The organism is Methanocella sp., from assembly GCF_035506375.1.
Taxonomy (GTDB): Archaea; Halobacteriota; Methanocellia; order Methanocellales; family Methanocellaceae; genus Methanocella.
In genome coordinates this window covers 13,206-28,983 of record NZ_DATJPM010000049.1, presented here as the reverse complement: position 1 = coordinate 28,983, position 15,778 = coordinate 13,206, and the positions used below count along the sequence as shown (strand labels likewise).

Annotated in this window: 17 protein-coding genes, 1 tRNA gene and 1 pseudogene; 10 read left to right on the top strand and 9 right to left on the bottom strand. The window is 54.2% G+C overall.

Translation table 11 applies throughout. From position 1 onward, the window contains the following. A pseudogene (locus VMC84_RS06660) lies at positions 1-593 on the bottom strand (nucleotide sugar dehydrogenase); the annotation flags it as partial. 569 nt (positions 594-1,162) lie between these two features. Between VMC84_RS06660 and VMC84_RS06655 the strand changes: the two are divergent. Next, positions 1,163-1,549 (top strand): hypothetical protein, encoded by a 387-nt coding sequence (locus tag VMC84_RS06655; protein ID WP_325379200.1) that lies wholly within the window; start codon positions 1,163-1,165, stop codon positions 1,547-1,549. A 701-nt stretch (positions 1,550-2,250) separates the two neighbouring features. Here the strand turns inward: VMC84_RS06655 and VMC84_RS06650 are convergent. From VMC84_RS06650 to VMC84_RS06640, 3 genes are all read right to left on the bottom strand, one after another. Then, the gene (locus VMC84_RS06650) at positions 2,251-2,934 is read right to left on the bottom strand and encodes a 30S ribosomal protein S3ae (protein WP_325379199.1); all 684 of its coding nucleotides are present in this window, start codon (positions 2,932-2,934) and stop codon (positions 2,251-2,253) included. Positions 2,935-3,177: 243 nt separating this feature from the next. Next, positions 3,178-3,930 (bottom strand): MIP/aquaporin family protein, encoded by a 753-nt coding sequence (locus tag VMC84_RS06645; protein ID WP_325379198.1) that lies wholly within the window; start codon positions 3,928-3,930, stop codon positions 3,178-3,180. Positions 3,931-4,037: 107 nt separating this feature from the next. After that, complete coding sequence (locus VMC84_RS06640) at positions 4,038-6,212, bottom strand: ATP-dependent DNA helicase (protein ID WP_325379197.1); 2,175 nt, start codon at positions 6,210-6,212, stop codon at positions 4,038-4,040. 154 nt (positions 6,213-6,366) lie between these two features. Here VMC84_RS06640 and VMC84_RS06635 point away from each other — a divergent pair, with 154 nt between their 5' ends. Further along, the gene (locus VMC84_RS06635; protein WP_325379196.1) at positions 6,367-6,513 is read left to right on the top strand and encodes a hypothetical protein; all 147 of its coding nucleotides are present in this window, start codon (positions 6,367-6,369) and stop codon (positions 6,511-6,513) included. A 71-nt stretch (positions 6,514-6,584) separates the two neighbouring features. After that, a complete protein-coding gene (locus tag VMC84_RS06630) occupies positions 6,585-7,112 on the top strand; it encodes a metallophosphoesterase (RefSeq protein ID WP_325379195.1) in 528 nt (175 codons plus the stop codon). A gap of 3 nt (positions 7,113-7,115) precedes the next feature. On the opposite strand, the gene VMC84_RS06625 is transcribed toward VMC84_RS06630, so the two are convergent. Then, a complete protein-coding gene (locus VMC84_RS06625) occupies positions 7,116-7,391 on the bottom strand; it encodes a hypothetical protein (protein ID WP_325379194.1) in 276 nt (91 codons plus the stop codon). A gap of 539 nt (positions 7,392-7,930) precedes the next feature. Here VMC84_RS06625 and VMC84_RS06620 point away from each other — a divergent pair. The 3 genes from VMC84_RS06620 (at position 7,931) to VMC84_RS06610 (ending at position 9,635) form a co-directional block, all read left to right on the top strand. Then, positions 7,931-8,416 (top strand): DNA-binding protein, encoded by a 486-nt coding sequence (locus tag VMC84_RS06620; protein WP_325379193.1) that lies wholly within the window; start codon positions 7,931-7,933, stop codon positions 8,414-8,416. A 4-nt stretch (positions 8,417-8,420) separates the two neighbouring features. Beyond that, complete coding sequence (locus VMC84_RS06615) at positions 8,421-9,044, top strand: orotate phosphoribosyltransferase-like protein (RefSeq protein WP_325379192.1); 624 nt, start codon at positions 8,421-8,423, stop codon at positions 9,042-9,044. A gap of 102 nt (positions 9,045-9,146) precedes the next feature. After that, positions 9,147-9,635: a hypothetical protein gene (locus tag VMC84_RS06610; RefSeq protein WP_325379191.1), complete on the top strand. Its 489-nt coding sequence runs from the start codon at positions 9,147-9,149 to the stop codon at positions 9,633-9,635. Positions 9,636-10,018: 383 nt separating this feature from the next. On the opposite strand, the gene VMC84_RS06605 is transcribed toward VMC84_RS06610, so the two are convergent. After that, entirely contained in the window at positions 10,019-10,597 is a 579-nt protein-coding gene (locus tag VMC84_RS06605; RefSeq protein ID WP_325379190.1) for a thioredoxin fold domain-containing protein, read from the bottom strand. A gap of 116 nt (positions 10,598-10,713) precedes the next feature. Between VMC84_RS06605 and VMC84_RS06600 the strand changes: the two genes are divergently transcribed. Together VMC84_RS06600 and VMC84_RS06595 are read left to right on the top strand one after the other, a co-directional pair. Further along, positions 10,714-11,415, top strand: a complete 702-nt coding sequence (locus VMC84_RS06600; protein WP_325379189.1) for a DNA alkylation repair protein — start codon at positions 10,714-10,716, stop codon at positions 11,413-11,415. 161 nt (positions 11,416-11,576) lie between these two features. Further along, positions 11,577-12,470, top strand: a complete 894-nt coding sequence (locus tag VMC84_RS06595) for a class I SAM-dependent methyltransferase (RefSeq protein ID WP_325379188.1) — start codon at positions 11,577-11,579, stop codon at positions 12,468-12,470. 1 nt (position 12,471) lies between these two features. Here VMC84_RS06595 and VMC84_RS06590 read toward each other — a convergent pair whose 3' ends face one another. After that, a complete protein-coding gene (locus tag VMC84_RS06590) occupies positions 12,472-12,927 on the bottom strand; it encodes a CBS domain-containing protein (protein WP_325379187.1) in 456 nt (151 codons plus the stop codon). Between the two features lie 267 nt (positions 12,928-13,194). Here VMC84_RS06590 and VMC84_RS06585 point away from each other — a divergent pair, with 267 nt between their 5' ends. Both VMC84_RS06585 and VMC84_RS06580 read left to right on the top strand, forming a co-directional pair. After that, a complete protein-coding gene (locus VMC84_RS06585; protein ID WP_325379186.1) occupies positions 13,195-13,746 on the top strand; it encodes a hypothetical protein in 552 nt (183 codons plus the stop codon). A gap of 52 nt (positions 13,747-13,798) precedes the next feature. Continuing rightward, positions 13,799-14,023: a hypothetical protein gene (locus VMC84_RS06580; protein ID WP_325379185.1), complete on the top strand. Its 225-nt coding sequence runs from the start codon at positions 13,799-13,801 to the stop codon at positions 14,021-14,023. A gap of 116 nt (positions 14,024-14,139) precedes the next feature. Here VMC84_RS06580 and VMC84_RS06575 read toward each other — a convergent pair. Together VMC84_RS06575 and VMC84_RS06570 are read right to left on the bottom strand one after the other, a co-directional pair. Then, a tRNA-Val gene (locus tag VMC84_RS06575) sits at positions 14,140-14,213 on the bottom strand. A gap of 123 nt (positions 14,214-14,336) precedes the next feature. Next, positions 14,337-15,767, bottom strand: a complete 1,431-nt coding sequence (locus VMC84_RS06570; protein WP_325379184.1) for a dipeptidase — start codon at positions 15,765-15,767, stop codon at positions 14,337-14,339. Between the last annotated feature and the right edge of the window lie 11 nt (positions 15,768-15,778).

Here is a 15,778-nt window from a genome sequence, read left to right as displayed (position 1 = left end):
CCCCCGACGATGCGGTCGTGCTCACGGATATTCCGGAGCAACCGGCCGACCATGACACGTTCCGGCGCGTGCGCCAACGCGAAGTCCTCGCCGGCCATCATGCCGGACTCCTGTTCCAGTATTTTGCGGGCCATGCCGTCCGTCGTCCCGGGGGTTATCGTCGATTCCAGAACGACGAGCGCCCCAGGCGATATGTACTTACCTGCGAGCTTCAGGCCGTCCATTAAAGCGCCAAAATCCGGCTCCAGGTCCTTTGGATTTTTAAAAGGCGTCTGGATCGCCAGAGTGACCGCATCGACTTCAGATATCATAGAAAAATCCGACGTACACTTGAACTTGCCGGCTTTCACGACCTTTTCAATAAGCTCTTCCAGGCCGGGCTCTTCACCTTTTAGCGGGCTTTTACCGCTATTCAACATATCGATCTTATAGCCGGATGTTTTTGAATCTCTCTGGAATCCGTAGACGAGGTCGAAATCCGGCGCATCCGCATAGAGCATGGCCGAGGGTATGCCCACATAGCCCATGCCGATGACGCCTATCTTCTTTATGCTTCCCCGATCCGCTATTAATTTTTTTAGTTTATCGCTCATACATGCCCCCAAGTATTTGAATAGTATACGTTCGGGTCATATTTGTTTTTTACCATATCCCACATACCTACTTAATAGGCTGAGACAATGTCTCGATAGTTTTCTCATTTTTCTTACGGTATTTTAAAAAATATCGATAGAGTAGTCCTCCAAAATATGCGCAACCAATGCAACCGATAAGCAGAAACAGAGGATGTAAAATGCGACCCGGGAACGGTCGGTGTCGGATAAGTTCGAACAATAGCGCTGGAATATGGTCGATATCAACAAGTACGCCGACAATCCCGCAAAGGATGAAAGTAAAAAGTGCCCTATGACGGCCGTAACATACGTCCCTAAAGAATACATAATACCCCTTAATATCCATTATAAGGGCATATCACTCATATTATCATACATTTATCGGTTCATTATACATGATATGGACGGTCATAAAAATATTGATTAAATACTGCAAATTGCCATTAATATTATACAGCGATAAGCTTGCGCTGGTAGTAATTATGACCCAACACCCTATCATCGCAAATCGAAATAATTAAAACAAATCAACCCAACAATACCGTATAATGTCAAACGTAGCCTTAATCTGTGATAATGACGAGATCAGGGCACTATACGAAAAAGCCCTAAAATTTTATGGCAACGACGTTCTCTATACATCTAAAAACGGCCCTGATGCTCTCATAAAGCATCGTGAATGCAAGGCCAAGCCCGAGCTGGTCGCGATTGACGACAGGTTCTCCGATACAAGCGGCGTCGAGACGCTGCGGCTGATTTTGGGCGAATTCCCGGGCACCAGGATCAACTTCATAACCGAAGACGATACGATGGCAAAGAAGCTGGAACAATACAAGAGCGTCGTTGTTGTCTTAAAGCCGATAGAGCCTTTCATGAATCAGAATAGTAAGCCTTTTGATAAGGTATTATACGATACCTGGATAGGCAAGCATTAACGGTATTACGCCCGTTAAGCTTGCTAAGTCCGCGAAGACGGCTTCGGGCACGAAGGCCGCGAAGCTTACGCGAAGACCGCAAAGACTTACTTCAATGGTTCCGTGTTTGTTTAGTGGTCCTTTGCCGCTTTTTCCATTTTCATACTGCCCGTCGGTTTTTCAACACGAAAACACTAATTCTTTTTTTATCCCACGTAAGGGCACTAAAATCACTAAGGCCCATGCCTGGCGCTTAAAACACGAAACAACCTCCCGAATGGCACGAAAACACTAAAGGATTGAATCACGAGGGCGGCATGCCCCTTATGCTTTATTTAATATGCTTTCTCTAGTGTTTCAAGTTAATTTAGTGAGGTCCGTGCTTTTGGGAGGTTGTTTGGTGTTTTGACGTGAAAGCATCCACTTTAGTGTGGTTCGTGCCCCTTACATGGGATATAAAAGAATTCGTGTTTTCGTGTTGAAAAACCGAACAAATCAGCGAACCACACAAACAAAGGACAAACGATCGCATAACATATGGAAATATCATTATTTAAATATAAATCCCAAACCGATATTAAAGAGGCTTTGCGGTATCTTCACGGACTTGCGTGCTCTTCGCGGGCTTAAGCAGGGGAAGTGGGTGACGGCTTTAGACTAAATCGATCGATAGAAAAATTATAATAAAAGATGAAAAAGCCCCTCCCAGGGCGTGATTAAAGTTACTCTTTGGGCTTTTCCTCAGGCGCCGGTGCCGGTGCCGCCTCTGCCGCCGGAGCCGGAGCCGGCTCTGCTGCGGGCGCCGTTGCCACCGCGGAAGCGACCGCGGGCCTGAAGACGACCTCAGACTTGGCGACCTCTGCCCTGCGAAGCGGGTAGATGTTCTTCGTCGCCTTGTAGATCTCCGCCGCGACCTTACCGTTCACGGTGTCCGCGACGAGCTCGTTAAAGGTAAGCTCCTTGCCACGGTTCGCGACGACGTCGGTCATGACCTTGCGGATGCTCTCGATCTGGGAGGTCCGGGCCCTCTTGACCGTGAAGACCAGGGGCTTTAAGCGCAGCTTGTAGCCGTCTTTGGTCGTGACGACGAGGTTCGTGCCGATCTTGGACGTGCGGCGCTTTACCAGCGAGCGCATGTAGTCCTTGGTCATCTCGTGGCCGACAAAGGACGTGTAGGCGCTGTTGCCGCCGATCTCCTCGATCCTGAAGATCATCTTGGTGTTCTGCTTGGCCCAGTCGCCGGTGATGTCGCCGAGCGTGGACTCCATTATTCTACCGATTATTTTCTGGGACTCGTCCGCGAGCGTCTCGCCGATGTTGGCCCTGTTGAACTCTGCCGGCGCGAGCACCTGGTACCAGTTCTTGGCCCGGAACGCGTCGACCTTCTTTGTCGCTTTTCTCGCCATTAATATCTCCTCTGTAGTGTTAAGGGTGGTTTTACGACGAACCACTCCGCATTTCGCTCCCAATGGAGCGTAGCCGTGCCAGGAGGCACCATCCCATTCGGGGTGTTTCACACTAGCTAAAACGATAGTCTGAATTTTGGCTGGAGTATAAGATACATGAAGGGGTATATATTTGTAACTGCGACGTGCGGCGTATGGAGCTGAGATAAAAAAATAACGTTTTTATCATCCATGAGGATGTACTCAGGCTTTTTGGGCCTTCAGTTCCGCTAAATATGTATACAGGAACGCCGCGATCAATCCGCCCAGGATGGGCCCGATCACGTAGATCGGGAACTGCCACCAGTTGTTCGCGCCCCCCATCAGCCACTGGACCAGGTACGGGCCAAACGTGCGGGCCGGGTTAAGCGAGCCGCCGGTGACGTTCCCTTCGAGGAGCAGTCCAAGGGTCGCGGCGGAGCCGATCACGAGGCCCGCCCAGCCGCCTGGCGCTTTTTTGTTCACGGCCATGGCAAAGACGGCGATCACGAGCAGGAACGTGCAGATAGTCTCGGCCGCGATGGCCTGCCAGTAGGAGACGCCGGGGAACATGGTCGTGGCGCCCAGGCCGGTGGTCACGGCACGCGTGCCCCAGATGGCGACGACGGCCAGGGAGCCCAGCACAGCACCGATCAATTGGGCGACGATATAGACGATCGCGTCCATCGTGGGCAGGTTTTTCGTCGCCCAGAGGGCGATGCTGATTGCCGGGTTGATATTCGTCCCCGATATTCCGCCGAAGACGTAGACCATGATCATGATGGGTACACCGAACGCGAGGCTCAGGACGAACCACGCTACGATGTCGATGCCGACATTATAGGTATTACCGGGCAAGGCGGGCGTTCCCTGCAGAAGAAGGACCGTTTCCACGACGATGCCCGTGCCGAAGAATACCAGTACGAAGGTGCCGATAAGCTCGGCGATCGAACGTTTAAAAAGGCTATATTCTGTCATAGCAATAACCTCCGGTAAGCCGGGAGCCGACAGCTCTCTTTTGTAGCTTATCAAATATAATATAAGCGCTTGCATAGAAATAGTTAGCTGTATAAGTGCATAGCCCGCTATACTTTTGCCTTTTTCTTTTTTGGCTTCTCGTCCATCCGCTTGATATCCATAAAGAAGTTCATCATAGAGAACTTGACTTTCTCGGGTTTGATGTCCTTGAACTCCCTTCTCTCGTCCTCGGGGAACTGCATGTAGATCGAATACCGGGCCATGTCCTTGACTGACTCGGACGTGTACCGGCGGTCAGCCAGGATGCGCACGCCATAGTCGTCGGGGGAACGCACGACGCGCCCGTTCGCCTGCCGGATACGCCTTATGGTCGGGAACAACACGCCGTACTCCCAGCCCTTCTTCACGCCAAACTTCGTGTCATAGGCGTTCTGCACGGCGGTCATCCGGTCATTAAGCGACGGGAACCCGATGCCAACGATGACCACGGTGCGGCACCTGTCGAACTTATAGTCCACGCCCTCCGTCAGCGTGCCCCACAAGTACGAGATGAGCACGGCCTTGCCGCCCTCGTCGCCGTGCCGGAAGAACGCGTTCTTCGTATCCTGCGCCGAGACGCCCGCGACGTCGACGAATATTGGCGCGTCCACCTTCAATAGCTTGCTATACCGCGATGCTTCGGAGGCGCTCGGGAAAAAGATGAGCACATTGCCGTCGGAGCCGTTGATGACATCCTCCAGCAGCCGCGTAAGCGTCTTCACCATGTCCGGCAGGTAGCGGCTCTTGGCGAACTGCGGCGGCACGTCCACCGCGAGCGTCCGCCGGCGCTCCGGCGGGAACGTCGTGCCAAAGCTGATCTCGGTCGTATCCCGCTCGATGCCCAGCGTCGAGCGCACCATGTCGAAAGGCTTCAGCGTCGCGGACATTAGCACGAGAGAATAAGCCCCGTCCATGATGGGTTTGGTCACGTCCGTAGGAATACAGCTGAAAAGCTCGAGGCGCCCGTAGATCATGCCGTCCCGGCTCCGGCGCACCTGCAGCACGGGATAGTAGTTCACGTCGCCCGCGTTCTTCAGGTAAGTCATCATGAAGATGCCTACAGCCAGCAGCGAGGAGGTCCTCCGGGTCTCGCTCTTGCCGCTCTTATAATCCTTTTTATAGGATTCGTCGATGTCAAGCCCGATGTCGATGGCATCGCTCAACACGCTCATGATGTCGATGCCGCGCTTCTTCAGCTCGCTCTTTAATTTTTCGGAAACCAGGTCCTCCGTGCCCCGGGGGTCCCGGATCGTGACGTCGAACCAGGCATGTGACATAGCTTCGCCGAAGCCTATTTTCGACTGGTATGCGTCCTGGACTGTCTTATGCAGCAGCATCAGGAAGTATTCGACGTTCTCCTTTACGGGAGTTTTAATAGAAGAGGCCTCCATAAGCGCCCGCTCGACGATATTCTCGGAAAGCGTCGTCGACGAATGCGACCGCGCCTGTGCCTCCAGGTTATGGGCCTCGTCGAATATCAGGATGACGTCGGACAGCGTGCAGCCCATCCAGCTTAGAAGCCGGGTCCGGATATCGGTGTCAAGGAGGTGGTGATAGTTACAAATGATGAGTTCCGCCTCCTTCAGGTAGCGCTTCAGGAGCTCGTAGCCGCATTGCTGCTTTTTCATCGCCTCGTCAGTAATGTCCTCGGGGCTGCGCACGCCCTTGAAAAGCCAGTCCCGAAAGTTGACGTTATCTTCCTTCAGGACCGCCATGAGGTAGGGGCACGAGCGTTTCTTAAGGAGCGCGATCCTATCCTGCCCGGCCGCGATCTCGCCGGCGATGCTGTGCCGGAGGTCGGCGAAACTCTGGTCGTTGCGCTTCTTAGCCGCTTCCTTATCCTTCTGCTTTAGCGTGCCTATATCCCGTTCCAGTTCCAGGAGTTCAAACGTGTTCTCCCTTAAAAGATTGCATTCGTCATAGTCCTTTTCCAGGGGGCACATATGCGTCTTGCCCTTGACCACGGCCACCTTGATATCGGCGATCGCCTTGATCTCGCGGGCCTCCTGGATGAACTGCTCCATCTGCTGGTGAACATTTGTGGCGATGATGACCTTTTTATTTTTTTCCCGGCCGATGGCCAGGGACGGGGCCAGCGCCGACAGCGTCTTGCCGGTGCCGCACGCTCCCTCGAAGAGCACGAGCCTGCCCGCCAGTAAGGCGTCGTATATCTTGTCCATGGCCTCCTTCTGGTTCGGGTAGAAGGAAGGCTTCGGGAAAAATTTCTCGTAGGCAGGCGGCATGGCAGGTGAACGTTATTCTTCATTGGTTATATGTTTTGAGATATTTATAGGTACGATGTGCAGGGCGAAAGTAATAAGCTCTCCCCAAGGCCGGAATATCGTTCGGACTTAACCGAACAAAACCTATTTATCCTATCAGAATAATGTAGCAATCATGCCAAAATGGGTTTGTGAAGTTTGCGGCTACGAGCACAGGTTCCTGTGCCGGCCCGGATGTGAGGCCTTCCAGCATCATGGCACGTGCTGCCCCAAGGAGTGCCCCAAGTGCAAGGCGCCGGGCTCGAAGTTCCACATGGAATAAGGGTGTGTCTTTTCTAATTATCGTAACATTATTAGCCTTGAATGCTGTTGTATAGACGTTAGAGGCTGTGTATGAAGATCGCCGTACTTTCCGATACCCACCTGCGGGCAAAAATGCCGCAGGAACTGCTGGACATCCTCGCGGGCGCCGACGTGGTGGTCCACGCGGGCGACTTTATCACTACGGCGGTGTACGAGGCGGTAAAAGCCGGGTCGAAGCGCCTGATCGCGATCTACGGCAACAGCGACGACGAGGAACTCAAAAAGACGCTGCCCGAGAGCGTGACGTTTGACGCCGAAGGCGTCCGCATCGGCGTAGTGCATAAAGGCCGCTATGGCACCGACGTGACCAACATGCGCTACCTGGCGCTGGAGATGGGCGTGAAAGTCCTTATCTATGGCCACCTCCATAGCCCGGTCATCGACCAGACCGATGTGCTTTTACTCTGCCCGGGGAGCCCTATTTTTCCCCGCATGGCCGACCCGACCATCTTCATGCTCAACGTCGATAAGGGCGAGGTCCATGTAGACGTTATCAAGACGAATACCGGGCAGATGTGTAAGTCGATCGACTTTGCCCGGTCGCTTGGGAAAGAATAGATCTTATGGTCCTTCGACATCCAGCGTGGTCTGGGGCGTGAACTCTATGAACCGGTTCGCGGCATAAAAAGCGCGTCTGGAAACATGATACCGCTCACGGATCAATTCCGCCACGTTGGTCCGCACGATGATCTTCTTATCCCGGAAATGCTCGCTCATGGACAGGTGCTGCAACGCGCTGTAACAATCCCCGACCTTCTCGCTATTGATAAGTGAAAGATACTGCTCAAGTGTCAGAATATAGTACTTTTCGGGCGGCTGCAACTGGCCAGGTTCCATTTTTATGACCTCTTACGGAATATTCGGAGGTTATATGTTTTTTATGATATAAGAAGCTGACCCTTGCTTAAATAAATTCAAACGGATAGCTGTTGCCAGCTTTTTAAAAAAAGGAGAACCAGTAGTCCTCCAGAACATGCGATACCAGCGAGGCCGATAAAGAAAAAAACAGGATGAAGAAAACGGCCAGAGCCCATCCTCCCTCCGAAGATATTAAGGTAGGCCGGCGCCTGAATACCATACAGCCAGTAAGGTAAATGGTCAATATCGACAAGCACGTTAGCGAGCCCACCGAGAAGCCCAGCAAGTAGTGTAAGGCCTCGCATTGTAATACGTATTCCCAACTGACCCACCCTGGAATCATTGAACGATTGTTTTTTATTATATTGTATTTATATAAACATAGTCCGTTAATTAAGTATCCGGGACACAGCCTTCAATCGGACCAAATAGCGCGAGATTCTAAATATATATCTCTTTAAATTTATTATAAGACGGGACCCATTATATTTATACCATAGAAATTAACATGACCACTGATGCCCCAGACATATGTGCTAGACGCGTCTGCGTTCATATACGGGATGTTCCCCGGCGGAGAGCTCGTGACCCCGCCGAAAGTCTATGCCGAGGTAAAGGATGAAGCCTCGGCACTCAAGCTGGAGATGCTCACCGGCCTGGCCGTCCGGGAGCCCGAGATACGCCACGTAGAGGAGGTGAAAAAAGAAGCGCGGGAGACCGGCGACATCATGCGCCTCTCTCCCTCGGATGTGGACCTGCTGGCGCTGGCGGCCGAAGAGCGGGCCGCGGGCAAGGACGTGGCCATCCTCAGCGACGACTACGCGGTCCAGAACGTTGCCCGGAAAATGGGTCTGGCGATATTGCCCCTGCATCAAAAGCGGATAAAGTATAAAATCGTGTGGGAAAAACGGTGCATAGGATGCAACCGGACCTTCCCGGAGGGCGACGTCTGCCCGGTCTGCGGGTCCCCGCTTAAGCTGAGAAAACGCTCCGCCAAGAGGTAAAAGGATGAGAAACGTTAACGATTTGATCGAAAAGGCGATCGAGCTGAGGAACCGAGGCCTGAGGTCGGGCGAGATCGCGGACGAGCTGAACATCTCGAGGGAGACCGCCACATGGCTCCTTACCCGCTCTAAGAAGGAGACCGGAATACCGGCGCCCAAGGATATTTTCGTGGACTGGAGTAGCATCGGCAAGAGCTCCAGCCGGCTGATGCTCATCGCGACGTGCATGGCCGATATGGTAGAAGAGACGCTGAACGAGCTGGACACGAACGTGGACGCGGTCGTGGGCGTGGCGCTCAGCGGCGTGCCGCTGGCCAACATCGTCGCCTACCAGTATGGCGTCGAATTAGCCGTAGTCCACCCTGCGAAGCACCGCTGGGAAGAGGGCAAGGAGATGAAGGAAGCGAAGGCCACGCTGAGCGAGAATTATTCGGACGTGCGGGGCAAGCGCTGTGTTATCATCGACGACGTCATCACCACCGGGAGCACGGCCGAGGAGACCGTCAGGCTCATCCAGGACAGCGGCGGCGAGGCCGTGATAGTGGCTGTCATCATCGATAAGAAGGGCATCGACAGCGTCGATTCCGTGCCCGTTCGGTCGCTTATTCGTGTCGGGCGCGTCGGATAAAGCCCCGATCTTTTTTTAAGGCAGGCTGGCGCCGGCATAGTAAGTTTTAATTAACTTGAACGAATAATATTATATGGTAGTGCTCCCTGACGGGGCATGGGGATGGGAAAAGTGTTTGAACGATTATTTAATCTATTCAGGAAAAAGCGAGCGGACGCGCCCGTTGATAAAGACTTTTTAAAGCCACGGGCGGAGCCGGTGAAAAAGCCGGTCGTCGTAACGTCGGACATGAAAGCGCCGCCCGCGGCCATACAGGAAATGCCGCCGGCCATCATGCTGCCCGAAACGACCCTTCCTATGGAAGAGCTGAAGCCGATGGTACAATTACCGCCCGACATCGACCCGAGCCAGGTCGTGATCGTGCGCCACGATGCACGCAAGGCGGACGGGGAGCGCTTCAAGTACTCGGATAAGCCGCTGAAGCCGCTGCGCGACGACGTGCGGGGCTCCGAACTGATCAAGTACAACGACGGGAAGGGCGGCGAGACCGTCAAGTATAACGCGAAGCCGGCCGCTCCACGCCCGGAAAATGAAGGCAAGAAGAACGAGGTCTTCAAGTATACGCCGACCCGCGTCGTCATCAAAAACTGAAAGTATTTTTATCTTTACCCCTTTCTTTCCCCTCTGCATGGCGAATCCACCACGGCGACACTGAGGCACCACGGAGGACACGGCTAATTATTCACCACGGCGACACGGCGAACACGGCGCTCTTTTATTTTCCTGAAGGGGGCTGATGCCCCCTCGGAGACCCCCTGCTTACTTTAATATCTTGAAGGGGGCTAACGCCGCGCTTAGCGCTCTTGCTTACCCCTAGGAGACCCCTGCTTAATAATATTATCCGGAAACCGTGTCGCCGTGCGTCCGCCGTGCCGATCATAAAAGAGCGCCGTGTTCGCCGTGTCGCCGTGGTGAATAAGAAACCGTGCCCTCCGTGTCGCCGTGGTGAATAAAGCGCCGTGTCTCCGTGGTTGCTACTCGCCCCAGACGGACGCCTTTTTTGCCCAGCTGCTCCGGGGATACTTCGACTGCAGCTTCTTGTTCACGTCCGCCAGATACGTCGCGTCATGAGTCTTCTCATAGCGGGCCACTCCCGTGTAGTACAGCGCCTCCGGCGCCTCCTCGCTGTCCGGGAACCGGTCGATGACGGCCCCATAGCATTTTTCCGCGCGTTCCCAGTCTTTATTCTTGAAGGCTGCACGGCCCTCTGCGAACAGCATCTCGGCACAGAAGTCGCCCGGCGGTAAATATCCCACCCACCGGTAGATCTCATTTCCGTTCGAGTCGGTCACGATAAACGTCGGCGTCCACTCGAAGTTATACCGCTTCATTAGCTCCTGCGACCGGGGGTCACTGACCTCGAACATGGCCGGGGCGAACATGCGGTCGATGAACTTAGCCACCTTAGGGTCCGGAAGTGTCTTCGCGATCGTGGCCTTACAGCCGCTGCACTGGTTCGAATGGAAGAAGAGCAGCGCCAGCTTTCCCGCGCGCTTTGCCTCGTCCAGGGCTTTTTGGGCATCGCTGCCCCACTTCAAAGGTTCCTGCATCATACAAATGAATTTTCCATCTCCGCACGATAAAACTCGCATGTGAAAAAAACGCAGGAATAGCTTAAAAGACCATTAAGTATGTATCCCTCCTCCTCCATACCAAGTGCTGGATAAATATGGCGTCTGAAACAACGGCCAACGAAGTGATCCAGCGGCTGAGGTCGATGTCGAAACCCGGCAGCCTGGACGGCATGGCGCGGTACGGCATTAGCGTAGAGCGGGCCTTTGGCGTTTCCATGCCCGAAATGAGGGCGCTCGCGAAGGAGCTGAAGAAAGACCACGGGCTGGCGCTCGCGCTCTGGGATACGGATTATCATGAAGCTAAAATCCTGGCAGGGCTCATCGACGACCCCCGCCTGGTCACGGATAAGCAGATGGACGCGTGGGTCGCCGGCTTCGACTCCTGGGACGTCTGCGACCAGTGTTGCTCTAATTTATTCGATAAGACGCAGTACGCATACGGCAAGGCCCTGGCGTGGACGCAGGACGGGCGGGAGTATGTCCGCCGGGCGGGCTATGTCATGATGGCCACGCTGGCCGTGCACGACAAGACGGCGCCCGATACCGTGTTCGAGCTGTTCCTGCCGTTCATCGTAAAAGGCTCGACGGACGAGCGCAATTTCGTGAAGAAGGCCGTGAACTGGGCCCTCCGGCAGATCGGCAAGCGCAATGCCGACCTGAATAAAAAGGCCATCGCTACGGCAAAGCAGATCCAGGCCCTGGATTCGAAGAGCGCCAGGTGGATCGCGGCCGACGCGCTGAAGGAGCTTCAAAGCCCGGCCGTCCAAAAGAAGGTCTCGAAGCAAAAAGCGAAATAAAATTTAATATGTGGCTCTAAACATTTTTCAGCCGCTTCGTGGCTGAAACAGTTTTGAGCTGGCTTATTATTTTTAGAGTGTCTTGACTCCTCATGAGGTTTGTAATGCTTAAACCATCACAAGTTTTAATATCGCCCATCGCTTAGAACAGCGTCGTTACCATGGCCGATGAGAAACACACGTTCGTCGTCGAGTCCTCGAAGAGAGAGCACGCCGAGGCCTACGACGAGGCGTCCGACATCTACGATACTTACGAGGGGCTCTTTTTCCCGTACCTCTTCGGCCGAATACGGTCGTTATTAATAGAGCGCTTTATTCCCCGGCTGCCGCCAGGCGCCCGGGTGCTCGACATCGGGTGCGGCACCGGGCAGCAGACGCTGCTCTTCGACAAAAGCGGCTTCGACGTGGTAGGCATCGACATCAGCCCGGGCCTGGTGAAAGTGGCGAATAAAAAACTCGGGAAAGGCATCTGCCTCGTATCGGACGCCTGCAAGCTTCCCTTTCCTGATGCCTGCTTCGACGCCGTCTCCAGCGCCGGCAGCACCTTGAACCACATACCCGACTATCAGTGCTTCTTCGATGAGGCGGGCCGCGTGCTCAAGCCTGGCGGCTATCTGTTCCTGGAATCGGACAACAAGTGGAAGTTAGACATTTTCTGGAGCTTTGCCAGCACTTTGACGGGTGACCCGCTAAAATACCACGAGACTCTGCCGGAGGTGATCGGCTACGTCAGGCGGCCATTCCACGAGGGCTATCCTTACGTGTTCCCGCTTACTTTTGACGAGAACAAGTTCAGGCTGCTGCGCCTGAGGGCCTTCACGTTCCATGAGCTGCAGAGTGAGCTGGAGAACATCGGGTGTGAAGTTTTAACGGTCCACGGGGCGCACTCGATAACGAATATCATACCCACCACCATCATGCAGCAGGACCGCCCCGGCCGCATTGCCAGGGGACTTTTTTCAATATTGAAGTCAGTCGAGGACCATGTCTATGACATCTGGCCGTTCAATAGAACGGGCGTGAGCATAATGGTTATCGCAAAAAAGAAAAAGTAGCTCAGCGGATCACTGGCCGGGAGGTCTCATGGTGCTCCGCTTTGGCGGCCGACCGGGATATATCGTCCAGCAGGTAGTCCATGCACCCCTTCATCTCACGGGCGATGTCGACGATGGAAAGCATCCCGACAAGCTCTTTTTTATCATTCACGACCGGGCACCGGCGGATCTTATTCTTATCCAGCGTCATCAGCGCATCGCGCATATCGCTGTCCTCGCTGCAGGTGATCAGGCGTGAGCTGGTGATATTCCCTATGCGCTCCCTGCCAGGGTCCTTATTCTCAGCGATACAGTTCGTGACGATCTTCCGGTCCGTGACGATGCCCTTTACCGCATTATGGTCCAGGACGACGATCGACCCCACGTCCGCATCCTTCATCTTTTTCGCCGCATCGGCCACCGAGGCATCGGCGCCGATGGTGACTACGTTCTTCGTCATTACATCCTTGACTTTCAAAAGCGACTCCTCCACACTATTATCATTTAATATACGATGTGATATCTCCGCGGCCGGATATCAGCTTATTTCCCATAAAAAACGCTTTACACCGCGGCCCACAATCGGAATTCAGGCGTACCCATTCGGCTCCGAGGCCGGCAGGAAAGTCTCGATGGCTTGCCCTGATAGAATATATTACCGGTTTTTTTGTCACAGGTAACTCGAAAAGTTGATATGCGCGGCCATACACTAAATGGTAGTACACGGTTCAAATTGAGGTATATCATGAAGCGCTACTCGATCCTTTTCGCCTTATCCGTCCTTATCGCGTCTTTACTTGTGGCCGGCTGTACCGGCTCCCCCGTCTCCACGCCCGCGGTCACGGCAACACCTAATCCTTCGGCGATAGTGTCTGCGGTGCCGACCCTCATCGGCAATAGCGACGAGGCCCACATCGAGTTTTACTATCAGCTTGGCAAGATGGCGGAGTACGACGGCCAGAAAGCGTCGCCCGGCATGTTGTTTTATCCATTGCAGGTAAAGGTCAGCTCAGATAAGCCGGTCCAGACGTCCCCGGACTGGTTCGGTGTAGAGTATAAAGTGAACGACACGGACCCGGTCCAGACGAGGCAGCCCTTCAGCACCTACATGTTCACGTACCCGACAAGGGAGCTCAGCTCGGACACGGGGGCGGCAAGGGGCGGCATAATCTTCGAGCTGCCGGCTAACCTGGCGGAGGGGTATCCAAAACCTTACTACTATATGCCTCTGGACCAGCAGCAGGGCCCGTATAAGGTATATAATAAAGTCTATGGAGTGGTGGGGGCGACAAATTAAGCCCCTCGATAAAATCAGTTAATTTATTAAATATGAAGGATATGTGACGACCATGGCAGATTTCGCAGAAGAGATTTTCAGCTTACTAGGAAACCCCAACGACAGCCTGCGCTTATCGGAGCTCGTCGAGTCGTTCGACCTCAAGGACAGCGAGAGCCAGCCGCAGGAGATCGTCGTCCGGCTCCGGAAGAATCTGCCTTCGTCCGACGCGAAGTGGGTAAAGGATACGCTGTCCGAATACGACGTATTCTATAAGTTCATCATCATGCCTTCGTAAAGGTTTTTTTAAAATTGCTGTTTCGAATATCCTCATGTTCGTTGCTTCCTGGCCTTCGAGAGGTCGCAGGGCGAACATAATATAGTTCAATAAAAAATTTTAAGTTTAAAACGGAGTGGGCCCGGTGAGATTCGAACTCACGGCCTCCGCCATGTCAAGGCGACGTCATAACCGGCTAGACCACGGGCCCGATGATGCACTATACTGATGTGGACGCATCGTACTAGTGCGGAGTGCGCACAATACTAGTGCGATAACAAATATTAAGGTTTCCCTCGAAGATGCACTCCGAAATGATATATTTTCCGTCCGGCTATTTTTTATGGGAGCCACCCGGCTCTTTAGCCACGGGCTTTAACGAGGTTTTTACTTTCGCGAGGCCGTAAAGCAGGGCAGCCGATGCCAGGGAGCCGCGGCGGAAGTTCTCAAGGCTGAAGTGCTCGTTAGGCGAGTGGAGCGCGTCGTCCGGGTCGCCCCAGCCGAGCATGAGTATATCTTCGATGCCAAGGCCCGCCTGCATTGCGACGACGGCGCCGATACTGCCGCCGTCCCGGGTGAATACGGGCCTGACGCCGAAAGCATACTCGATAGACCGGGCCATGGCATGGATGGCGGGGCTATCCCTCGGGACGATTAGCGCCCGGTTACTGCTGATATTCGTGACCTTCACAGTAACTCCAACCGGGGCCATCGATATTACGTATTTTTCTAAGAGGCCTGCGATCTCGTCCGGGTCCTGGTCCGGGACCAGGCGCATGCTGACCTTGGCGCCCGCGCTGGCCGGGATGATGGTCTTGGAGCCCTCTCCCTGGAAGCCTCCCCAGATGCCGTTAATGTCCAGTGTAGGCCGGGCGCGGACGCTCTCAAGGATCGTATAGCCCTTTTCCGGGACGAGCTTCGGCACTCCCAGCATGGCCGCTTCTGCCTTTTCATCGAAGGGCAGTCTCGCCATCTCTTTTCTCTCCCACGGCTCGAGGTCACGGGCGTGGCCGTAAAATCCGGGGATCAGCACCTTGCCTTGGTCGTCCTTTAGCCTGCTCAATATCCAGGAAAGCGCCAGGGCCGGGTTCACGACAGAGCCGCCGTGCAGGCCGGAGTGCACGTCATATTTGGGTCCCTGAATATCGATCTGCATATACAATAAGCCCCGCAGGCCGTAGCATATACTGGGCATGTCCGCACGGTACTTTTCGCCGTCCGAGAGGGCGATGAAGTCCGCCTTTAATAAGTCTTTATGCGCGTCCAGGAAAGCCCTGAAGTTCGGGCTGCCGACCTCCTCTTCGCCCTCTACGACGAGCTTGACGTTCAGCGGCAGCGTGCCGTCCACGGCGAGAATTGATTCGATGGCATTGAAGAACGTAAGAAACTGGCCCTTATCGTCCGTGGCGCCCCGGGCAAAGACGCAGCCGTCCTGTATGGTCGGCGTAAAGGGCGGATGACACCACTGGTCGACCGGGTCGGGGGGCTGGACGTCGTAGTGGCCGTATATCAGGACGGTCGGGGCATCCTTGTGGGGGCAAAGCTCCGCGTACACGACCGGGTGGCCTTTTGTCTCATAGAGCGCGCCTTTAAATCCAAGGCGCTCGGCTTCGTGGAGAAGCCACTTTGCGGCCTTTCGTATATCGCCGGCATGGGCGGGCAGCGTACTGATGCTCGGTATCCTCAAGAATTCGCAAAGCCTTTCGACGTACTTATCCTGGCCTTTCGCCAGGTGCTCCACAACGGGCCCCGGTAATTGCTCCATAAATAACACCT